Source organism: Phocaeicola coprophilus DSM 18228 = JCM 13818 (assembly GCF_000157915.1).
GTDB lineage: Bacteria > Bacteroidota > Bacteroidia > Bacteroidales > Bacteroidaceae > Phocaeicola > Phocaeicola coprophilus.
On the sequence record NZ_EQ973631.1, the window covers coordinates 224,105 to 244,988 of the forward strand.

General features: G+C 44.3%; 15 protein-coding genes and 1 pseudogene. All 16 read left to right on the plus strand.

From position 1 onward, the window contains the following. The first annotated feature begins 124 nt into the window (after positions 1-124). The 16 genes and pseudogenes from BACCOPRO_RS01355 (at position 125) to rplW (ending at position 20,884) form a co-directional block, all read left to right on the plus strand. Positions 125-3,193, plus strand: a complete 3,069-nt coding sequence (locus BACCOPRO_RS01355) for a SusC/RagA family TonB-linked outer membrane protein (protein ID WP_008140182.1) — start codon at positions 125-127, stop codon at positions 3,191-3,193. A 25-nt stretch (positions 3,194-3,218) separates the two neighbouring features. After that, on the plus strand, positions 3,219-4,850 hold the full coding sequence (locus BACCOPRO_RS01360) for a RagB/SusD family nutrient uptake outer membrane protein (RefSeq protein WP_008140184.1): 1,632 nt from the start codon (positions 3,219-3,221) through the stop codon (positions 4,848-4,850). Positions 4,851-4,984: 134 nt separating this feature from the next. Next, entirely contained in the window at positions 4,985-6,463 is a 1,479-nt protein-coding gene (locus BACCOPRO_RS01365; protein WP_008140186.1) for a DUF6057 family protein, read from the plus strand. Then, complete coding sequence (locus BACCOPRO_RS01370) at positions 6,438-7,931, plus strand: TolB family protein (protein WP_008140188.1); 1,494 nt, start codon at positions 6,438-6,440, stop codon at positions 7,929-7,931. The genes BACCOPRO_RS01365 and BACCOPRO_RS01370 overlap by 26 nt, the downstream gene beginning before the upstream one ends. Before the next feature lie 34 nt (positions 7,932-7,965). Then, a pseudogene (locus BACCOPRO_RS01375) lies at positions 7,966-10,603 on the plus strand (beta-glucosidase). 143 nt (positions 10,604-10,746) lie between these two features. Further along, positions 10,747-12,513 carry a DUF6057 family protein gene (locus tag BACCOPRO_RS01380; protein ID WP_008140193.1) on the plus strand — a complete coding sequence of 589 codons (1,767 nt, stop codon included), beginning with the start codon at positions 10,747-10,749 and terminating at the stop codon, positions 12,511-12,513. After that, a complete protein-coding gene (locus BACCOPRO_RS01385; RefSeq protein WP_008140194.1) occupies positions 12,513-13,982 on the plus strand; it encodes a TolB family protein in 1,470 nt (489 codons plus the stop codon). Before BACCOPRO_RS01380 ends, BACCOPRO_RS01385 begins: the two co-directional genes overlap by 1 nt. Positions 13,983-14,091: 109 nt before the next feature. Further along, on the plus strand, positions 14,092-14,424 hold the full coding sequence (locus BACCOPRO_RS01390) for a DUF3467 domain-containing protein (protein WP_008140197.1): 333 nt from the start codon (positions 14,092-14,094) through the stop codon (positions 14,422-14,424). 260 nt (positions 14,425-14,684) lie between these two features. Then, positions 14,685-15,515, plus strand: a complete 831-nt coding sequence (gene tatC, locus BACCOPRO_RS01395; RefSeq protein ID WP_008140199.1) for a twin-arginine translocase subunit TatC — start codon at positions 14,685-14,687, stop codon at positions 15,513-15,515. A 196-nt stretch (positions 15,516-15,711) separates the two neighbouring features. Beyond that, positions 15,712-16,116, plus strand: a complete 405-nt coding sequence (gene rpsL / locus BACCOPRO_RS01400) for a 30S ribosomal protein S12 (protein WP_008140200.1) — start codon at positions 15,712-15,714, stop codon at positions 16,114-16,116. 159 nt (positions 16,117-16,275) lie between these two features. Next, entirely contained in the window at positions 16,276-16,752 is a 477-nt protein-coding gene (gene rpsG / locus BACCOPRO_RS01405; RefSeq protein WP_008140201.1) for a 30S ribosomal protein S7, read from the plus strand. Between the two features lie 36 nt (positions 16,753-16,788). Then, positions 16,789-18,906 (plus strand): elongation factor G, encoded by a 2,118-nt coding sequence (gene fusA / locus BACCOPRO_RS01410; RefSeq protein ID WP_008140203.1) that lies wholly within the window; start codon positions 16,789-16,791, stop codon positions 18,904-18,906. A 94-nt stretch (positions 18,907-19,000) separates the two neighbouring features. Then, complete coding sequence (rpsJ, locus tag BACCOPRO_RS01415) at positions 19,001-19,306, plus strand: 30S ribosomal protein S10 (protein WP_007567343.1); 306 nt, start codon at positions 19,001-19,003, stop codon at positions 19,304-19,306. Positions 19,307-19,326: 20 nt separating this feature from the next. Then, positions 19,327-19,944, plus strand: coding sequence for a 50S ribosomal protein L3 (rplC, locus tag BACCOPRO_RS01420; RefSeq protein ID WP_008140206.1), 618 nt, complete (start codon positions 19,327-19,329; stop codon positions 19,942-19,944). Beyond that, entirely contained in the window at positions 19,944-20,573 is a 630-nt protein-coding gene (gene rplD, locus BACCOPRO_RS01425; protein WP_008140209.1) for a 50S ribosomal protein L4, read from the plus strand. The genes rplC and rplD overlap by 1 nt, the downstream gene beginning before the upstream one ends. 20 nt (positions 20,574-20,593) lie before the next feature. Then, positions 20,594-20,884 (plus strand): 50S ribosomal protein L23, encoded by a 291-nt coding sequence (gene rplW / locus BACCOPRO_RS01430; protein ID WP_008140211.1) that lies wholly within the window; start codon positions 20,594-20,596, stop codon positions 20,882-20,884.

The following is a 20,884-nucleotide window of genomic DNA, read 5'->3' on the forward strand; positions in this document are numbered from 1 at the left end:
TAAATTGTTGTATATTTGCGGCGTGAATGTGAAATAAAGTTCTTACGGGACTTCTACTATGACTATTGAAAACACTTCGTATGTTGAGATCTACCGCAGGAAGAGACTACTTTATTAATATATTATGAAGAAAAATTATCTACATGAAAGAAAAGCACATCTGCCATTCGTGCTGGCTTTAGGACTGATTGCTGCTCCTATTCCCGCTCTGGCAGAGACTGAAGCTCCGCATGCTGATGCTGTAGCTACAGTAAATCAACAAAAGGTTACCATTAGTGGTATAGTAAAGGATGAAGCTGGTGAACCGATCATCGGAGCTTCTGTAATTGAAAAGGGAAATGCGATGAACGGTGTCATTACTGACCTGGACGGACGTTTCTCTTTGAGCCTTTCCGGAAATGCAGTGGATATTAGTTATGTAGGTTACAAAACCCAGACTATTAATCTGAAAGCCGGTGTTCGTGAATACAATGTTGTTCTTCACGAAGATACGGAAATGCTGGATGAAGTAGTGGTTGTCGGTTATGGCGTTCAGAAGAAGAGTAACTTGACAGGTTCTGTTGCTTCGGTAGATTCTAAGGTACTGGATACCCGTCCGGTTTCCAGCGTATCTGCTGCCTTGGCAGGACAGATGCCGGGTGTAACCGCTATTCAGACCTCTGGTGCTCCGGGTTCTCAGGCCAGCTCGATCACTATCCGTGGTAAGAACTCTATTAATGCAGCTTCTCCGCTGGTAATCGTAGACGGTGTTCCGGGTAGCATGAATACTATCGACCCGGCTGATATCGAGTCATTGACCGTATTGAAAGATGCTGCTTCGGCTGCAATCTATGGTGTGCAGGCTGCGAATGGTGTCATCCTGATCACTACGAAACAGGGTAAGAAGGGTGACAAGACACGCATCAATTATTCAGGTACTTTCTCATGGGCTTCTCCGGTTGCCAAGCGTGAATATGTAAATGCTTACGAATTTGCAACCTTATATAATGAGGCTACTTACAATGAGAACCCTAATGCTCCGTTGCCTTTCACTGAAGAACAGATCGAACAGTATCGTACCGGTGCTCTGCCCAGTACAGACTGGTATGATGCAGCATTCAAGAAGAATGCTTTCGAACAGATGCACAATGTATCTATCAGCGGTGGCTCTGAAAAGACAACTTACAACGGATCTCTAGGATATACCAAGCAGAACGGTTTGACGGATGAAATTGACTATTCTCGTTTCAATGCCCGTATGAACCTGACTTCTGATATCAATAAATACCTGACAGTAGGTATGAATGCTTCTGGTTATCGTGGCGTATCTCAAGATGCTTGGAATGGATTTATCAATGTATTCCAGGGAGTTTCCCGTCAGTATCCGACAGATCCGATCTACAATGAGGATGGTACATTCTACTATTCTGGTAAAGATAATCCGGTGGCTGTACAGGGAGGAAAGTCTGGTTTTACCCGTAATACTCAGCAGGAGTTAAATCTGACCACTTTCGCTACCATCCACATCTTGCCGGAACTGAGTGTGAAGGGTGTTTATTCTGTTCGTAATTATACAAGCAATCAGGATGGATTCAAACGTCATTTCTCTTATGGAAATGAAGCATCTTCTTTCGATTCTGGTTTGCGTGAAGGATATGATAAATATTATACCAACAATTACTATACCGGACAGGTCCTGATCAACTACAATAAGACATTTGGCAAACACACCATCGGTGCATTGGCCGGATTTGAGTCTTATGAGCACATCTATAAATATACAGAGGCAACTCGTAAGGGTGGAGGTAATGATGAACTGGGAGAATCCTTAAATACTTTGGATGAATCTTCACAGAAGAATAGCGACGGTGGCTATGAAATGGCCCGTCTGTCTTATTTCGGCCGTATCCAGTATGACTATTTGGGTAAGTACCTGTTCGAAGCCAATCTTCGTAGTGATGCTTCTTCCCGCTTCCCGAAAGACAATCGTTGGGGTGTATTCCCTGCTTTCTCTGCCGGATGGCGTATCTCAGAAGAATCCTTCGTGAAGGATAACATTGACTGGCTGAGCAACCTGAAGTTGCGTCTGGGTTGGGGTAAGACCGGTAACGAAGAGTTGTCAAGCAGCGATATTTATCCGGCTGTCCCGACTTATGCATACGGAAGTTACATGTTTGGAAATACGTTGTATTCAACAGCATATGAAAGCCGTTATGTAAACTATAACTTGCAGTGGGCAACCGTAACCAACTATGAAGTTGCGTTGGAAGGTGGTTTCCTGAACAACATGCTGGGCTTTGAACTGGCTGTGTACAAGAAGAAAACCAATGACATGTTGCTGTATATGCCGATTCAGGGTGTTATCGGTATGAGTGCTCCTGCACAGAATGCCGGTAATGTGGAAAATACTGGTTTTGACTTGAATCTGTTCCACAACAAGAATATCGGTAAGGACTGGAGTTATAACATTGCTTTGAATGTAAGCTATGTGAAGAACGAAATTACAAACATGAATGGAACAGAAGGTCCGACTAGCAATGATAAGATCTGGAATCTGGAAGGCTATCCTATCGGTTCTTATTATGGACTGGTTGCTGACGGATTCTTCAATACGGAAGATGATCTGAAGAACTGTCCGAAACGTACAGGTCAGGAAAAACTGGGAGATATCAAGTATAAGGACCTGAACGGTGACGGCAAGATTACAAACGATGGTGACCGTCAGATTATCGGTAAGAACTTCCCGAGCTGGACAGGTGGTTTGAGCTTCAGTGTTCGCTATAAGAACTTTGACCTGAGCGGTTTGTTCCAGGGCGCCTTTGACGTGGATGGTTACTTTACTTCAGAAGCGGCTTATGCATTCTTTAATGGCGCAACAGCCTTGAAGAGACATCTGGATCGCTGGACTCCGGAAAATCACGATGCAACTTATCCGCGTATTACCAAGTCAGACCAGACAAATTTTGTAACTTCTTCATTCTGGTTGCAGGATGCTTCTTACGTTCGTCTGAAGAACCTGACTTTGGGCTATACTTTGCCGAAAGACTGGATGACTAAACTGGGTGTAACCAATGCGAAATTGTTCCTTTCAGGTGAAAACTTGCTTACTTTCTCTGGTCTGGATGGAGGTATCGATCCGGAAGAAGGAGCTGAACGTGGTTGGTCATACGGTAACGTTAAGAAAATTTCTCTCGGAGTAAGACTTTCATTCTAACCTATAAAAACATATAATACAGTTTATGAAAAAATATTTATCTATTATAGCAGCAGCCCTGCTGATGGGAAGTTTCTCATCATGTAGTGACTTCTTGGATCGCTATCCTTTGGAAGAACTTTCAGATGAAAGTTTCTGGAAAACCGAAAAGGATGCAGAAATGGCGGTCTCTAATCTTTACAATGTCCTCCCGACCTGGGATACGGATGAAGCTATTAACTCTGACGATGCCGTTCATGGTATCAAATGGGCGGCCGGTAACCAGTCTAAGGGTGTTTATGACCCGTCTGACTACGGATGGAGCGGAGAATATGGTTATATCCGTCAGGCAAACCTGATTCTGGAAAAGATTCAGGAAATGGATTTGAGCGAAGATGCCTATAAGAAACTGGAAGGACAGGCTCGTTTCTTCCGTGCTTATACTTACTTCACCTTGATCCGTAGCTTTGGTGCAGTTCCTTATATCGACAATCCGCTGGAACTGACTGATGTGGAGAACATTACCCGTACTCCGAAGGACGAAGTATATGCCAAGGTGATGGAAGACTTTGATATAGCTATTGCAAATCTTCCGGTTCAGTGGGATGAAACAAATTCCGGACGTATCACTAAAGGTGCAGCCATGGCTATGAAAGCCAGAGCAGCTTTGTACTACAACAACTGGGAAACTGCCATGACTGAAGCCAAGAATGTAATGGATCTGGGTCAGTATGAATTGTATGACAAGGACAATACAGGCCGTTACAAAGAATTGTTCTGGGAAGTGGCTGACGGATGTGACGAATTTATTCTGTCTGTACAGTTCAATGCTCCTACCAGAACACACTATCTGATCGGTTGGGAATGCTTCCCGACACTGGGATGGGGTGGTTTGAACCCGACTCAGAGCCTGGTAGATGCATTTGAAGATATCAATGGTGCTCCTATTACAAGCGAGGCTTCTGTTTATGATCCGACAAATCCGTTTGCTAACCGTGACCCGCGTCTGGAAGTAAACGTTCTGCATGACGGTGAAACAATGTATGGCGTAACGATCAAGGTAGCTCCGTTGAGTTCAAGTGGTAATACAGGTATCGGTCAGCATGGTGATGCAACAGCTACCGGTTACTACCAGCAGAAATGGCTGGATCCGTCTATCGATCCGCAGTCAACCGGATGGGATATGGGTAAAGACTGGGTCGTTATCCGTTACGCCGAAGTGCTGTTGACTTATGCTGAAGCCAAGAACGAATTGTCTCCGCTGGATCCTTCTGCATTCGATGCAGTCAATCAAGTTCGTCGTCGTGTAGGTATGCCTGACCTGCAGAATACCGATCCGACTAAACCGACTTATTGCGGTACTCAGGACGATCTGCGTAAACGTATCTGGAATGAATGGCGTGTAGAATTTGCACTGGAAGGTGGAAAACGTCAGTGGGATATCCGTCGCTGGGGTATTGCCAAGGATGTATTGAACGCACCGTTTGAAGGTTTGAGATATACTTTGGTTGATGATCCGAATGCGCCGAAAGGTGATAATGGAAAGAAATGTATCCTTTATGTAGGTGAACCGCTTAAACTGGCCGGAAGTCACTATGAAGATCACAACTATTTGTTGCCGATTCCTCAGACTGAAATCGATTTGAATCCGAAACTGGAACAGAATCCGGGTTATTGATTCTGATCGTTACATGATAGCATAAACCGTGCGGATAGTGGACTTTCCTGAATAGGGTAGTACTGCTATCCGCATGTTTTTTTCAGTCAGGTTTGCGGTATTGTTTATATTGGTTTAACTTCTTATAGAACGAAATGCGGAAACAACTACATTATATTCTGTTTATAGTTCTCTTTATTATTTATGCGGCTTGTTACCAGGATGTCCTGTCGCATATTATATTTTATCAGGAACAACATCATCTGTTTCTGTTTTCAACAGCGTATTTCACGCATAGCCTTCATACGGAAGGATGGATGAGCTGGCTGACGGATTTTCTGATTCAGTTTTTCCACTTGCCTTTGCTGGGAAGCTGTCTGATGGCAGGTATCTTGTCCTCTGTTTATTTGCTGGTCCGTTTCATTATTTATCGGATAACGGGGAAAAGAGATTTGCTCCAGCTGGCTTTGCTTCCTTCCTTATATTTGTTTCTTCAGACTGTGTCGGCAGATGCGTCATTGGTGCCGGTAGTTTCAGTCTGGGTAAGTCTGTTGGTCGTGGCTGTATATTGCTGGCTGTTGTCTCCCTGGTTAAGAAAGCTGCACCGGCTGATTCCGGATATTAGCTTGAAACCGGCAGTGTACTGGGCGGTCACTGTCATTGTTCTGCTGATGTACGGAGGTGGTACTTTCTACAAATTCCTTCAGAAGTATGATATCCGGGAGTATCGGATGCTGAAAGCGGAACAGGCTGTCAAGGAGCGAAATTGGGATGATGTGCTGATGCAGACAGAAAAATATCTGAAGCGTCAGGCGAATAACCAGCTTATTTTCTATTTTCGCAACATGGCTCTTTATCATACGGGACAATTGCTGGATCATCTGCTGGACTATCCCCTGAACATGGGAGTAAAGGCTCTTTATTTCCCCTGGAACAGTGACAGTCGGGAAAGTGAATACGGGCATTTCCTGTATGAGGATCTTGGATACATCAATGAAGCACAGCGTTGGGAATTCGAAGCGATGGTGGTTTGGGGAGAAACTGCTCCTCATTTGCTGAATCTGGCCAGATACAATGTGGTCAACAAACGTCCGGAAGTGGCGCGCCGCTTCATCAACCTGCTCAAGCAGTCGCTTTTCTATCGGAAAGAAGCTGAACAACTGGAAGCTGCTTTGCATACCGGAAAGGTTCCTGGTCTGCGGGCACCGCTGGCTGATGTGAAAGAATCACCGGCCCGCTTTGCCAATGTCCTCAATATCGGTCCGGAGCTGCAGTATCTTTGTGAGAAGGACTCGACCAACCGGATGGCTTTTGAGTATCTGATGTGTGACTTGTTGCTGAGTAATCAGGTGGTACGCTTTGTGGATAATCTGAAGTATATGCGTCATTTTGATTATCCCCGGATGCCGAGACTGTTTGAAGAAGCTTTGTTCATGTACCGTTCAGGAGTCGGTGAAGAAGAATTTTCGAAGACCGGTTATTCGGTCAGTCCGGAGACAGAGGAACGTTTTAAACATTATTATCAGCTTTATCAGCAGAAGGATATGCGGAAGCTGAGACTGGAGTTCGGAAATTCATATTGGTATTATTTAAACTTTGTCAGTCCTTATGGGAATAAAATCATTGCGCGTTAATGCTGCACTTTGTCTTTGGATATTAATATGTGGAGTTGTCCTGTCCGGATGTGGATATACCTGGCAGGAAGTGGACCGGATGTCGGGAAAGGCTCCCCGGATTTATCCGGATTATAGTGGTGTAGTGTTTCCACTGAATATTGCTCCTCCTAATTTCGTGATTCAGGAAGAAGGTGACCGTTTCCAGGCAGCTTTCGGACATGACGGGAAAGTGGATTTTGTTTGTGGAGGAAGCGATCCGGAAATTATTATTCCGGAAGATAAATGGAAAGAACTGACGGAACAGGCTGCGGGTCAGGAAATCTTTATACGCATTGCTGTCCGGCAAAATGGAAGCTGGACGGGATTTACGGATATCAAGGATACGGTCAGCCAGGATCCGATTGATCCTTATCTGGTTTATCGTTTGCTTTATCCGGGTTATGAGTTATGGAATGAAATGGGAATCTATCAGCGGGACCTGACCGGATATGAGGAATTCCCGGTTCTTGAAAATAAAGATTTTGGAAAACAATGTCTGAACTGCCATACATTCAACCACAATTCTCCGGATGAAATGATGATTCATGTGAGAGGAAAGGATGGAGGAACGTTGATACGGCGGAACGGTACCCTTGAAAAGGTGAGTGCATCTCCTCAGGGAGCTGCTCACGGAAGTACGTATCCGGCCTGGCATCCCAGTGGAAAATACATTGCTTATTCCATGAATGAGATTCAGCAGTTCTTTCATGCGAACGGACAAAAGCCGATTGAAGTATCTGACCTGGCAGCGGATCTGGGTGTGTATGATGTGGTACGTCATGAGATGCTGACAGATTCTTTAATTTATGGAGACGGAGCCATGGAGACATTCCCTGCCTGGTCACCGGATGGGCGGACACTTTATTTCTGTCGGGGAAATGCCTATCACCAGGGAGCAGCTTTGGACAGTCTGCGCTATGATTTGTGTTCAATTGATTTCGATCCGGAGACCGGCCGCTTTGGAGATCGGATAAATTGTCTGTATGAAGCTTCTGCAAAAGGGAAAAGTGTATCTTTCCCCCGTGTTTCGCCGGATGGCTGTTATCTGCTGTTTACGCAGTCGGATTATGGAAACTTTTCAATCTGGCATCCGGAGAGTGATCTTTATCTGTTGGAACTGGCCAACGGAAAAATTCATGAACTTCCTTCTGTAAACAGTAAGGATGTAGATAGTTTCCACACCTGGTCTTCTTCCGGAAAATGGTTTGTCTTCAGCAGTAAAAGGCTGGATGGACTGTGGGCCCGTCCGTTCTTTGCTCATTTTGACCCAACGACCGGACAGGCAAGCAAACCTTTCCTGCTTCCTCAGAAAGATCCGCATTTTTATGAAACGTTTACGCGTACTTATAATTTGCCGGAACTAGTGAAGGCACCGGTATCAGACCAGAAAGCATTGCTTCAGACTGTTTTCAGTACGAATGTCGTAACGACGTTGAAAAAGCAATAAGAAATTTTTTTATTCATCTATTTTGTAAAGTATTATGAGGCACATTTTAGTATTGTTGAGGGTGTGTATGTTTTTGTCCGTTCGGGGAGCGGAAGCTCAGCCTTCTTATCCATTTCAGGATTCTACCTTGACGGTGGAAGCCCGTTTGAATGACCTGGTTGAACGAATGACGCTGGAAGAGAAAATAGACCTTCTCGCCGGTTATGAGGATTTTTATCTTCATCCGTGTGAACGTCTGGGCATTCCGGCCTTTAAAATGGCAGACGGTCCGTTGGGGGTTTCGTCATGGGGAATCTGGGGAAGAGCAACAGCTTTTCCGGCTGCTTTAGCCCTGGCTGCATCGTGGGATAAAGAACTGGCAGAAAAGACCGGCCGCATGTATGCTCAGGAATGGCGTGCGCGTGGCATTCATTTCATGCTGGCTCCCGGGGCAAACATTTACCGTGCTTCAAAAGGAGCAAGAAACTTTGAGTATTTCGGTGAAGATCCTTATTTGTCTTCTGAAATGCTGGTTCCTTTTGTAAAGGCCGTTCAGGCTGGGGGAGTCATTCCTACGATCAAACATTATATCGGAAATGATCAGGAGTTCGACCGTTATACTGTCAGCACGGAAATGGATGAACGTACCTTGCGCGAAATTTATCTTCCTCCTTTCAAGGCAGCTGTGCAGCGTGCAGATATTAAAGCAGTGATGACCGGATACAATCCTTTCCAGGGAACCTATTGTACAGAGAACAGTTTCGTGATTGACATCCTGAAAAAAAGAATGGGGATTCAAGGGAATGCTGATGTCGGACTGGGCTTGTACTTATTCGGCAGACAAGGCAGCCAAGAATGGTCTGGATCTGGAAATGGGAAGTAACGACTGGTTTGTCCGTGAAAAACTTTTGCCATTGATACAGGACGGCACAATTACAGAAGAACTGATTAATGAAAAGGTCAGAAGAATATATGGTCCTTGCATCGAGATGGGATTCTTTGACCGTCCGCAGTTGTGTAAGGACATTCCATTGTTTAATCCGGATGCCAACAGACTGGCTCTGGAAGAAGCAGAAAAAGGAATTATCCTGTTGAAGAATGCAGACGGTGTACTTCCCTTGAAGTCTCCGAAGAAGATTGCTGTTATCGGACCGACTGCGAATCCGTATGTTATATCCGATCGTGTCTACAATACGAATGGCATTGTTTACGGAGGCGGTGGAAGTTCGCGTGTGCATCCCTGGTATGTTATCAGTGATCTGGATGGAATCCGTAATGAGTTCCCTGATGCAGAGATCTATTATGCTGAGGGAGTTTCCAACCAGTTTAAGAGACGCCTGTTCCGGACTAGTGTATTCCGTACCCGGGATGGAAAGAAAGGACTGGAAGCTAAATACTATACCTGTTCTTCCGATACCGGAACGTTGTCTTCCCGTTTGCTGGAACAGCAGGCAAAAGCAGCCGGACGTTCTTCTGCCGGTCAGACTTCATCCGTATCGCGTCAGCAGGCTGATGGTAATCTGATCTTGTCAATGGTAGAACCTCGGATAGATAACGAATGGTGGGGATATCCGCATAACGAAAAGAATCTGGGTGAAGAATACCAGGTTGAGTGGGACGGTTATGTAGATGTTCATCAGACAGACAGCCTTCGTTTCTTTGTGGATGCACAGGGAGGATATAAGCTTTGGCTGGATGATCAGCTGATGCTGGATGCTTCGAAGTCACAGTCGTTCGATGTCCGGAATGTGGCAGTAGCTGTAGAAAAAGGTTCCAGTGTTCATGTCCGTCTGACTTATTATAACCAGCGCAGTCTTCCTTCGGAGATCCGTATGGGATATGCTTATGATTCTGACATTGATTTCAGTGAAGCCAAGCAGGTGGCCAAACAGGCAGACGTCGTGATCTGTTGTCTTGGTCTTGACGGAAGCATTGAGTTGGAAGGCCGTGACCGTCCGTTTGACCTTCCTTTTGGTCAGGACCGTCTGGTGGATGAACTGCTTCAGGTGAATCCGAATGTTGTAGTAGTGCTTCATGCCGGCGGAGGAGTTGGAATGACTCGTTGGATTGACCGTGTTCCGGCTGTGCTTCATGCTTTCTATCCGGGACAGGAAGGAGGAAATGCTTTGGCACATATCTTGTCGGGAAAGGTAAATCCTTCGGCTAAGTTGCCTTTTACCATTGAAAAGCGTTGGGAAGATTCACCGGCGTGCGGAAACTATGATGAAACCCGTCGCGAGAAAAAGGTATATTATCGGGAAGGAATCTTTACCGGTTACCGGGGATATGAACATAATCAGGTGCAGCCGCTTTTCCCGTTCGGATATGGACTGTCTTATACAACCTTCTCTTATTCCGGACTGGAAGTGAAAGTTGACGACCGGAAGAAGGGAGATGTAACGGTACGTTTCTCTGTCCGTAACGATGGTAAACGTGAAGGAGCAGAAGTCGTACAGCTGTACGTGAGCGATCCGAAATCAGGTGAGCCCCGTCCGGTGAAGGAGCTGAAAGGATTTGAAAAAGTAAACCTGAAACCCGGAGAGACACAGACTGTAACTTTGAAACTGACTCAGGATGATTTCTCTTATTTCAGCAGTAAGAAGCGGAAATGGGTCTTCGAAAAAGGAGATTTCGTAATCCGGGTTGGTGCATCCTCTCAGGATATCCGTCTGGAGGAGACCATCCGTCTGTAAGGATAAACAGAATTTGTCAGGCCTGCCTGTTTTATTTTATAACCTGATTTTTTTTGAGAAACCCTTTCTTATCGGTACTTTTGTCGGCAAAACAGAAGACCGGAGAAAGGGTTTCTTCTTTAAACCTTCTAAAAATTTTTACTATGATCAAATTAAATCGGGCAGGACAGGTAGCAGGATGGCTTTTGGTTTTTATCCTGATGACTGGGTACTGTCAGCATTATTTTGCTTACAATTATTTTTATGCGGAACAGTTTTACCTCTTTCGCTTTGACAGTGATTACGCCTGGCAAACTCTTTCGCAGCCGGGGGGAGTAGTGATCTATCTGGCCGCTTTTCTGACTCAGTTCTTTTTTTATTCTTATGCAGGAGCAGTTTTGTCTGCTTTGCTGTTTACAATGATTGCCTGGCAGATGTCCAGATATTGGAAACGCATAGCTCCGAATATCCTTGCTCCGTTGTTCTACTTTCTGCCGTCGGTTGCCTTGCTGTGGATACAGACAGATTTCAATTACCATTGGGAAGGAACACTGGCTTTGTGGATTTCTTTGTTGATGCTGGATGTTTGTCTGGCTGTCCGGAAGAATTTGTTCCGTTGGGTAATTACAGGAGTATGGGCAATTTTCGGCTATTATTTCGTCGGTCCTTACGGTTTGTTGACAGTAGCAGGTGTGGTTATGGCTGATCTGTTTACAAGACAAACCTCGCAGAAGTGGTGGGCCTTATGCCTGTTACTTCTTGCAGGAATTGTTCCTCTTACCTTATATTATAAGGATATTGTGCTGGAATGGCGTTTCCTGTTGACGTCTGATGCCTATTATCATTCTCGCTTAAATCCTCCGGCTATGCTTGCCTATGCCGGATGGGCCTGCTTGTTGAATCTGACAGCCGCCTGTCTGTTGAGCCGGAAAACTTTTTCTGCGGGACGGTGGGGAAGGATATGCCTGCCCGTTGCTCAGATTGTTCTGCTTGCCTGGCTGATGCATTCGGGAAGTCTCCGCTATAATTCCGTGAAAAACTATGAGGCCAAAACTCTCGATTATTACTGTCGGACTGGACAATGGCAGGAAGTCCTGGATTTCCCCGGCCTGCGGTCTGATCGAAATATGATGCATGCCTGTTATCAGAACCTGGCGTTGTCGCATCTGGATCAATTAGGAGACCGTCTGTTTGACTATAAGCAATGCGGCCCGCAGGGGCTGGTGCTTCCTTCTAACCGTTCGGTCAATGCTTCTACGTTGTTGAGTGACATTTATTATCAGATGGGAAACGTGGCTTTGGCACAGGAGATGGCTTTTGAGGGAATGATCGCTTCCGAACGGGCGGTGAATCCCCGCTTGCTTTTGCGTCTGATTCAGACTAATCTGATTTACGGTTATGATAATGTGGCTGAGAAATACATTCGCCTCTTGGAACAGACACTGGCTTATGCCGACAAAGCGAGTCGGTATAGACAGTTCCTCGGACATCCGGAGAAGATGAAAGCAGATCCGGAACTGGGAGGACGGTATGCATGTGTGCAGCATCTTTCCGGATTGACCAATGAAACTCAGCTGATTCCAAATCTGGAACAGATTATCCATTCGAATACTTCCTGGCGTCCGGCTTTTCAGTATTATGGTGTTATGTGCCTGCTGAGCAAGGATATGAAGGCGATTCGTGACTTTATTGAACACACCAAGGGAATGCCAGGCATGAAGCCGATGCCTCGTCTGTTTCAGGAAGCCGTTATTCAGGTGCATGAAGGAGAAGAAGAGGTGTGGGCAGATTATGGAGTGACTCCGCAGGTGGCGCAACGCTTCAAGGCTTACCGGCAGGCTGTTCTGTCGGCACGGAGATCAGGACAGATGTATGGCTTGCAAGGCTCGTATGGAAACACTTATTGGTATTATTATATGTTTAGACGCTGATGAAAAAGACTGTTATGAAATATGTGGGGCGCACAGGTTGTCTGTCCATGCTCCTGGGTCTGTTGATGTCCTGTTCACCGCAGGAACCTGTATCGGAACAGACATTGAAGGGTTGTCCGGCCATTCTCCCGGATTATACCGGGGTAACAATTCCTTCGAACATAGCTCCTTTGCGCTTTGCATTGGAGGAGGAAGCAGAGAAAGCCGTTGCTGTTATTTCGGGTCGTAAGGATAAACTGATAGTAGACGCTGAAGACGGTTCTTTTCTGATCCCGGAAAAGAAATGGCATGAACTGCTGGAGTCTTCAGTAGGTGACTCTCTGCAGGTGAAAGTGTACGTTCGCAAAGACGGCCGATGGTGTATGTATGAACCCTTCTCCTGGCATATCTCTCCGGACGAACTGGATGCTTTTCTGGTATATCGCCTGATTGAGCCGGGGTATGAACTCTGGAACCGGATGGGAATATACCAGCGTGACCTGACTTCTTTCGAACAGAAATCAATATTGACCAATGAGAAGACGCAGCATAACTGTATGAATTGTCATTCCTTCAATAACCGGGAGCCGGATCGTATGGTGTTTCACATGCGTGCCCAACTGGGCGGAACATATCTGAGCGAACCGGATGGAGTGAAACGGCTGGAGGCTAAGATCAATGGCAAAGTACAGTCGTTGGTTTATCCTTCATGGCATTCCTCTGGAAGATTTATTGCTTTCTCCATGAACCAGACGAAGCAGGCTTTTCATCAGAACGACCGGAACCGGATTGAGGTGTTTGATTTCTCCTCCGATGTGGTCGTCTATGACTTGGAACGTGATGCCGTTCTGACCGATTCGTTACTGATGAAACAGACAGCTTTTGAAACATTCCCAACCTTCTCGCCTGACGGGAAGAAACTTTATTTCTGTTCAGCTGAAGCAAAAACATTGCCTTACGAGTTTGATCAGGTGAAATATAGTTTGTGCTCGATTGATTTTGATGCTGAAAGCCGAAGTTTCGGAACGCAGGTGGATACCTTATATAATGGACGTCTGAAGAATAAAAGTGTGTCCTTCCCGAGGGTTTCTCCGGATGGCCGTTTTCTGGTCTTTACCTTGTCTTCGTATGGGAATTTTTCAATCTGGCATAAAGATGCAGATCTGATGATGGTTGATCTGAAGACCGGACAGGTTTCGGAACTGGAAGGTGTGAACAGTAATGATGTGGAAAGTTATCATTCCTGGAGCAGTAACGGACATTGGCTGGTGTTCAGCAGTCGTCGGGTAGACGGGCTTTATACTCACCCTTATCTGGTGCATGTGGATGGAGAAGGGCATTGGAGCAAACCATTTGCCGTACCACAGTCCGATCCTCAGTTCTATCGTAACTTTATGTATTCCTTCAATATACCGGAACTGGTGAAAGGCGAGGTGAAGCTTGACAAGCGGGCTCTGATCAGAAAAGCATCGGAGAAAAAGCCGGAGTGATATACCGGAGGAAATATTTTTTTCTTTTATTTATGCCGGTAGATTCAACTTTTTCCTTATTTTTGCCGGTGCAATTAAGAATAAATAATTAAATCAAAGATTAACCATTATGGAAAACGAAAACAAAAATAACCAGCTCCAGATAGAGCTGAAGGAAGAAGTAGCTCAAGGTACTTATGCCAATCTTGCTATCATCACTCATTCTACTTCAGAGTTTATTGTAGACTTTGTTCGTATTATGCCGGGATTGCCGAAGGCTGGTGTGCAGTCACGTATCGTTATGACTCCGGAACATGCAAAACGTCTGATGTATGCTTTGCAGGATAACGTGAACAAGTATGAACAGAACTTCGGTCCGATCCGTATGCCGGAAGAACAGCAGCAGAATGCTGGTAGCAAGACTTTCGTTCCCCCTTTGAGCGATTTCAAGGGTGAAGCTTAATTCTTGAAAGATATAGCTGAGAACCGACAGAACCTATTCTGCTGGTTCTCAGTTTTTTATTGGCTATAAGCAGCCTTGCTTCCTTTCATCCGGAAAACGTCGGGACGTTTTGTCTTATACGCCGAAGCGTTTTACTGAAAAGACCGAAACGTTTTTTAAAAAGCCCGAAGCGTTTTTTTCGGGCAGCCTGTGACAGTTTGAACGGCTATTGGGAAGGCCGATTTGATGTAGTAATTCTAGAAAATCCGTGACTGGCGAATATGTCAACAAAATCAGAAATGTCTTTTTGGGATCATCTTGAGGTTCTACGCTGGATGTTGATCCGTGTGCTGGCCGTGTGGACGGTTTGCATGCTACTGGGATTTGTCTTTGTTCCATATTTGTTCGAACAGGTTGTGATGGCACCATGCCGGGATGATTTTTTCCTTTATCAGCTGATTAAACAGACTGCGGCCCGTTCATGGATTGTTCCGGATTTTATGGAAACTTCTTTCCATGTGGAGGTCGTCAATATCCGTCTGGCCTCACAGTTTTTTATTCACATGACTCTGTCCTGCTGGCTGGCTTTGTTGGTTACATTCCCTTATCTCGTGTATGAAATCTGGCGTTTTGTTTGTCCGGCTCTGTATGAACGTGAGAAAAGAGGGGTAGGAGCTGCCTTTTTGTTTGGAACACTTATGTTCTTTCTGGGTTGTTTTGTCGGTTATGGTCTGGTGTTTCCCATGACACTGCGCTTTCTTTATACGTATGAATTGAGCCCGTCGATAACCAACCAGCTGTCGCTTGATTCTTATATGGATAATTTCCTGACATTGATATTTCTGATGGGAATTATTTTTGAACTTCCTTTATTGTCGGCTCTTTTGTCGAAGCTGGGTATTCTGAACCGGAGTTTTTTTCATAAATACCGGAGACATGCAATCTTAGTTCTGCTGATTGTTTCAGCTGTCATTACTCCTTCATCCGATCCTTTTACGCTGATGCTGGTGTTTATGCCTATCTATGTGTTATGGGAATTAAGTGCTTTGCTGGTGCGTCCGGCATCCGATGTTGCAGACTCAGCCAGAGATCCTGAATCATTTTCCTCCTGAGAAAAGGGGAAAATGAAATAATTTTGAGAGCTTGATTCGGGGCCTTTTCTTTTTTTTTTAGTCGAAAGAAAGTATTTTATTTGGAAACCGTTTGTTTATTAAAAAGTTATTTGTAATTTTGCAGCCCGAAATGTATAGTTTCGTGAAAGGTACGGAAAACAATAAACAATATAATAATAATTAAAAATCAAACAAGATGCCTACTATTCAACAATTAGTAAGAAAAGGAAGAGCAGTTCTGGCAGATAAGAGTAAGTCTCCGGCGCTGGATTCATGTCCTCAGAGACGTGGCGTTTGCGTTCGTGTGTACACTACAACTCCGAAAAAGCCGAACTCAGCAATGCGTAAGGTTGCTCGTGTGCGCCTGACAAACTCTAAGGAAGTTAACTCTTATATTCCGGGAGAAGGACACAACTTGCAGGAACACTCAATCGTATTGGTACGTGGTGGTCGTGTGAAAGACCTTCCGGGTGTACGTTATCACATCGTTCGTGGTACTTTGGATACTGCAGGTGTTGCTGGCCGTACACAGAGACGTTCTAAATACGGTGCTAAGCGCCCGAAACCAGGACAGGCTCCCGCAGCAAAAGGTAAGAAGTAATTGATTTCTTGACCGTACGCAATCTTTTTTAACAAGGAAAGACTTTTATTAATTCGTTTTGGTTTGTTGGAAAAGCTTTAAGGTTGAGTAAATGCCTCAGAGGAGGCGTTGAAGAAGACGAGAAATGCAGCCCCAAACTAAACATTATTATCAAACAAAATGAGAAAAGCAAAACCTAAAAAACGTGTGATCCTTCCGGATCCAGTATTTAACGATCAGAAGGTTTCTAAATTTGTAAACCATCTGATGTATGATGGAAAGAAGAATACTTCTTACGAAATCTTCTACAACGCATTGAAGTCTATCGAAACTAAACTTCCGGGTGAAGAAAAATCAGCATTGGAAGTTTGGAAAAAAGCTTTGGATAATGTAACTCCTCAGTTGGAAGTTAAGTCTCGCCGTATCGGTGGTGCTACATTCCAGGTTCCTACTGAAATTCGTCCTGACCGTAAAGAGTCAATTTCTATGAAGAACTTGATTGCTTTCGCTCGTAAACGTGGCGGAAAATCAATGGCTGATAAATTGGCTGCTGAAATTCTGGATGCATACAATGAGCAGGGTGGTGCTTTCAAACGTAAGGAAGATATGCACCGTATGGCTGAAGCTAACCGCGCTTTTGCACATTTCAGATTCTAATCAATCAAGTAATAATTTAATAAAGAAGGAATTAAAATGGCTAAACATGATTTGCATTTGACCCGTAACATCGGTATCATGGCGCACATCGATGCTGGTAAAACTACCACTTCTGAACGTATCTTGTTCTATACTGGTTTGACTCATAAGATCGGTGAAGTACATGATGGCGCTGCTACGATGGACTGGATGGAGCAGGAGCAGGAACGTGGTATTACAATTACTTCAGCTGCCACTACTACATACTGGAACTATGCAGGTAACAAATATAAGATCAACTTGATTGACACTCCGGGACACGTGGACTTTACTGCTGAGGTAGAACGTTCTTTGCGTGTTCTTGATGGCGCTGTTGCTGCTTACTGTGCTGTTGGTGGTGTTGAACCTCAGTCAGAAACTGTATGGCGTCAGGCTGACAAGTACAACGTACCTCGTATTGGTTATGTAAACAAGATGGACCGTTCAGGTGCTGACTTTTTTGAAGTTGTTCGTCAGATGAAGGATGTTTTGGGCGCAAATCCGTGCCCTGTTGTTATTCCTATTGGCGCTGAAGAAAATTTCAAGGGTCTGGTTGACCTGATCAAGATGAAAGCTATCTTGTGGCATGACGAAACAATGGGTGCCGATTACGATGTTGAAGAGATTCCTGCAAATTTGGTTGATGAAGCTAACGAGTGGAGAGAAAAAATGCTCGAAAAAGTAGCTGAATTCGACGATGCTTTGATGGAAAAATTCTTTGACGATCCTTCTACTATTACTGAAGAAGAAATTTTGCGTGCACTGCGTGCAGGTACTTTGAAGATGGAAATCGTACCGATGTTCTGCGGTTCTTCATTTAAGAATAAAGGTGTACAGACTCTGTTGGACTACGTTTGTGCATTCTTGCCTTCTCCGATGGATACTCCGAATATCGTTGGTAAGAATCCTGAAACAGGTGCTGAAGAAGACCGTAAGCCGGATGAAAGCGAAAAGACTTCTGCTTTGGCCTTCAAGATTGCAACTGACCCGTATGTAGGTCGTTTGACTTTCTTCCGTGTTTATTCAGGAAAAGTTGAAGCTGGTTCTTATATCTACAACTCTCGCTCTGGTAAGAAAGAACGTGTTTCTCGTCTGTTCCAGATGCATTCAAATAAACAGAATCCTGTTGACCTGATCAGCGCTGGTGATATCGGTGCAGGTGTAGGTTTCAAAGATATCCGTACTGGTGATACTCTGTGTGATGAAACAGCTCCGATCGTATTGGAATCTATGGAATTCCCGGAACCGGTTATCGGTATCGCTGTAGAGCCTAAGACTCAGAAAGACTTGGATAAACTGTCTAACGGTTTGGCTAAGTTGGCTGAAGAAGACCCGACATTTACTGTTAAGACTGACGAACAGTCTGGTCAGACTATTATTTCTGGTATGGGTGAGCTTCACTTGGATATCATTATCGACCGTCTGAAACGTGAGTTCAAGGTTGAATGTAATCAGGGTAAACCTCAGGTTAACTACAAGGAAGCTATTACTAAGACTGTTGAATTGCGTGAAGTTTACAAGAAACAGTCTGGTGGTCGCGGTAAGTTTGCAGATATCATCGTTTCTGTAGGTCCGGTTGACGAAGATTGGAAGCAGGGCGGTCTGCAGTTCATCGACGAAGTGAAGGGTGGTAACGTGCCTAAGGAATTCATTCCTTCTGTACAGAAAGGTTTCCAGACTGCTATGAAGAATGGTGTGTTGGCTGGTTATCCGCTTGACTCTTTGAAGGTTGTTCTGAAGGATGGTTCATTCCACCCGGTAGACTCTGACCAGTTGTCATTTGAAATCTGTGCAATTCAGGCTTACAAGAATGCTTGTGCTAAGGCAGGACCCGTTTTGACTGAACCGATCATGAAACTGGAAGTTGTAACTCCGGAAGAAAACATGGGTGACGTTATCGGTGACTTGAACAAGCGTCGTGGACAGGTTGAAGGTATGGAAACAAGCCGTTCTGGTGCTCGTATCGTAAAAGCAATGGTTCCGCTGGCAGAAATGTTCGGTTATGTAACAGCTTTGCGTACTATCACTTCAGGTCGTGCAACTTCTTCTATGACTTACGATCACCACGCTCAGGTATCTAACTCTATTGCTAAGGCCGTTCTTGAAGAAGTTAAAGGTCGCGTAGATTTGATCTAATAAAACAAAAATAACCAGAAGCAGATGAGGGCTAGCGAATGACTCTTAGCCCTCGTGCTTCTCCTTATATTATATAACTTTAAAATTTAAATTAATGAGTCAGAAAATCAGAATTAAACTGAAATCTTACGATCACAATCTGGTAGATAAGTCTGCTGAGAAGATTGTAAGAACTGTGAAAGCTACAGGCGCTATCGTGAGCGGTCCTATTCCATTGCCTACTCACAAGCGTGTGTTTACTGTAAACCGTTCGACTTTCGTAAACAAGAAGTCACGTGAACAGTTTGAATTGTCTTCTTATAAGCGACTGATCGACATCTACAGCTCAACAGCTAAGACTGTAGACGCGTTGATGAAATTGGAATTACCGAGTGGGGTAGAAGTAGAAATTAAAGTTTAATGCATTAAAATTTAACTGAAATGCCAGGATTATTAGGAAAGAAAATCGGAATGACATCCGTTTTCAGTGCTGATGGTAAGAATGTACCATGCACTGTTATCGAAGCTGGTCCTTGTGTAGTTACTCAGATTAAGAGTGTAGAAAAAGATGGCTATGCAGCTGTTCAGGTAGGTTTCCAGGACATGAAGGAAAAACACACTACTAAACCGTTGATGGGTCACTTTAAAAAAGCTGGAGTAACTCCGAAGAGACACTTGGCCGAGTTCAAAGATTTCTCAGAAGAATTGAATTTAGGTGATACTATCACTGTAGAACTGTTCAATGATGCTAACTATGTAGACGTAATCGGTACCTCTAAAGGTAAAGGTTTCCAAGGTGTTGTTAAGCGTCATGGGTTCGGTGGTGTGGGCCAGACAACTCACGGTCAGCATAACCGTGCTCGTAAACCGGGTTCTATCGGTGCTTGTTCTTACCCTGCAAAAGTATTCAAAGGAATGCGCATGGGCGGACAGATGGGTGGTGACAGAGTAACTACTCACAACTTGCAAGTATTAAAGGTTATTCCTGAGCACAACCTGCTTTTGATCAAAGGTTCTGTTCCGGGTTACAAAGGTTCAATCGTAATAATTGAGAAATAATGGAAGTTAACGTTTTAAATATTAAGGGTGAAGAAACCGGAAGAAAGGTGACTCTGAACGAGTCTATCTTTGGAATCACTCCGAATGATCACGCTATCTATCTGGATGTAAAGCAGTACATGGCTAGCCAGCGCCAGGGAACTCACAAATCAAAAGAAAGAAGCGAAATCAGTGGTTCTACTCGTAAGTTGGGCCGTCAGAAAGGTGGAGGCGGTGCACGTCGTGGTGATATCAACTCTCCGCTGTTGGTAGGTGGTGCGCGTGTATTCGGTCCGAAACCGCGTGATTACTGGTTCAAATTGAACAAGAAAGTAAAGGCTTTGGCTCGTAAGTCTGCTTTGTCTTACAAAGCTCAGGCTAACAACATTGTAGTTGTTGAAGACTTCACTTTTGAAGCTCCCAAGACCAAAGATTTCGTAAATGTTGTGAATAATCTTAAAGTATCTGGTAAAAAGCTTCTTATGGTTTTGTCAGGTGCAGATAAAAACGTATATTTGTCTGCTCGAAACTTAGAGCGTACAAATGTTATGGTTGCTTCTGCGCTGAATACCTACAAGGTGTTGGACGCAGAAACACTTGTTGTGACTGAGAGCGCATTGAAAGCTATCGAGGAAACCTTAGTTAAATAATTAGAGGAGGCTGAAGTAATATGGGAATGATAATTAAACCGTTGGTTACGGAAAAGATGACGGCAATATCAGAAAAGTTCAACCGCTTTGGATTTATTGTTCGTCCCGATGCTAACAAATTGGAAATTAAGCGTGAAATCGAAGCTTTGTATAATGTAACTGTTATTTCTGTTAATACTATCAAGTATGCAGGAAAGAACAAGAGCCGTTATACTAAATCTGGACTTATCAATGGTCGTACAAATGCTTATAAGAAAGCAATTGTGACATTGAAAGAAGGTGATACTATTGATTTTTATAGCAATATTTAA

Bases quoted from the DNA above. Each gene is read 5' to 3' on its own strand.
- rplW (WP_008140211.1), top strand. From the start codon at position 20,594: ATGGGAATGATAATTAAACCGTTGGTTACGGAAAAGATGACGGCAATA.
- tatC (WP_008140199.1), top strand. From the start codon at position 14,685: ATGTCAACAAAATCAGAAATGTCTTTTTGGGATCATCTTGAGGTTCTA.
- rplC (WP_008140206.1), top strand. From the start codon at position 19,327: ATGCCAGGATTATTAGGAAAGAAAATCGGAATGACATCCGTTTTCAGT.
- BACCOPRO_RS01360 (WP_008140184.1), top strand. From the start codon at position 3,219: ATGAAAAAATATTTATCTATTATAGCAGCAGCCCTGCTGATGGGAAGT.
- BACCOPRO_RS01390 (WP_008140197.1), top strand. From the start codon at position 14,092: ATGGAAAACGAAAACAAAAATAACCAGCTCCAGATAGAGCTGAAGGAA.
- rpsG (WP_008140201.1), top strand. From the start codon at position 16,276: ATGAGAAAAGCAAAACCTAAAAAACGTGTGATCCTTCCGGATCCAGTA.
- rpsL (WP_008140200.1), top strand. From the start codon at position 15,712: ATGCCTACTATTCAACAATTAGTAAGAAAAGGAAGAGCAGTTCTGGCA.
- BACCOPRO_RS01365 (WP_008140186.1), top strand. From the start codon at position 4,985: ATGCGGAAACAACTACATTATATTCTGTTTATAGTTCTCTTTATTATT.
- fusA (WP_008140203.1), top strand. From the start codon at position 16,789: ATGGCTAAACATGATTTGCATTTGACCCGTAACATCGGTATCATGGCG.
- BACCOPRO_RS01355 (WP_008140182.1), top strand. From the start codon at position 125: ATGAAGAAAAATTATCTACATGAAAGAAAAGCACATCTGCCATTCGTG.
- BACCOPRO_RS01385 (WP_008140194.1), top strand. From the start codon at position 12,513: ATGAAAAAGACTGTTATGAAATATGTGGGGCGCACAGGTTGTCTGTCC.
- BACCOPRO_RS01370 (WP_008140188.1), top strand. From the start codon at position 6,438: ATGGGAATAAAATCATTGCGCGTTAATGCTGCACTTTGTCTTTGGATA.
- rpsJ (WP_007567343.1), top strand. From the start codon at position 19,001: ATGAGTCAGAAAATCAGAATTAAACTGAAATCTTACGATCACAATCTG.
- rplD (WP_008140209.1), top strand. From the start codon at position 19,944: ATGGAAGTTAACGTTTTAAATATTAAGGGTGAAGAAACCGGAAGAAAG.
- BACCOPRO_RS01380 (WP_008140193.1), top strand. From the start codon at position 10,747: ATGATCAAATTAAATCGGGCAGGACAGGTAGCAGGATGGCTTTTGGTT.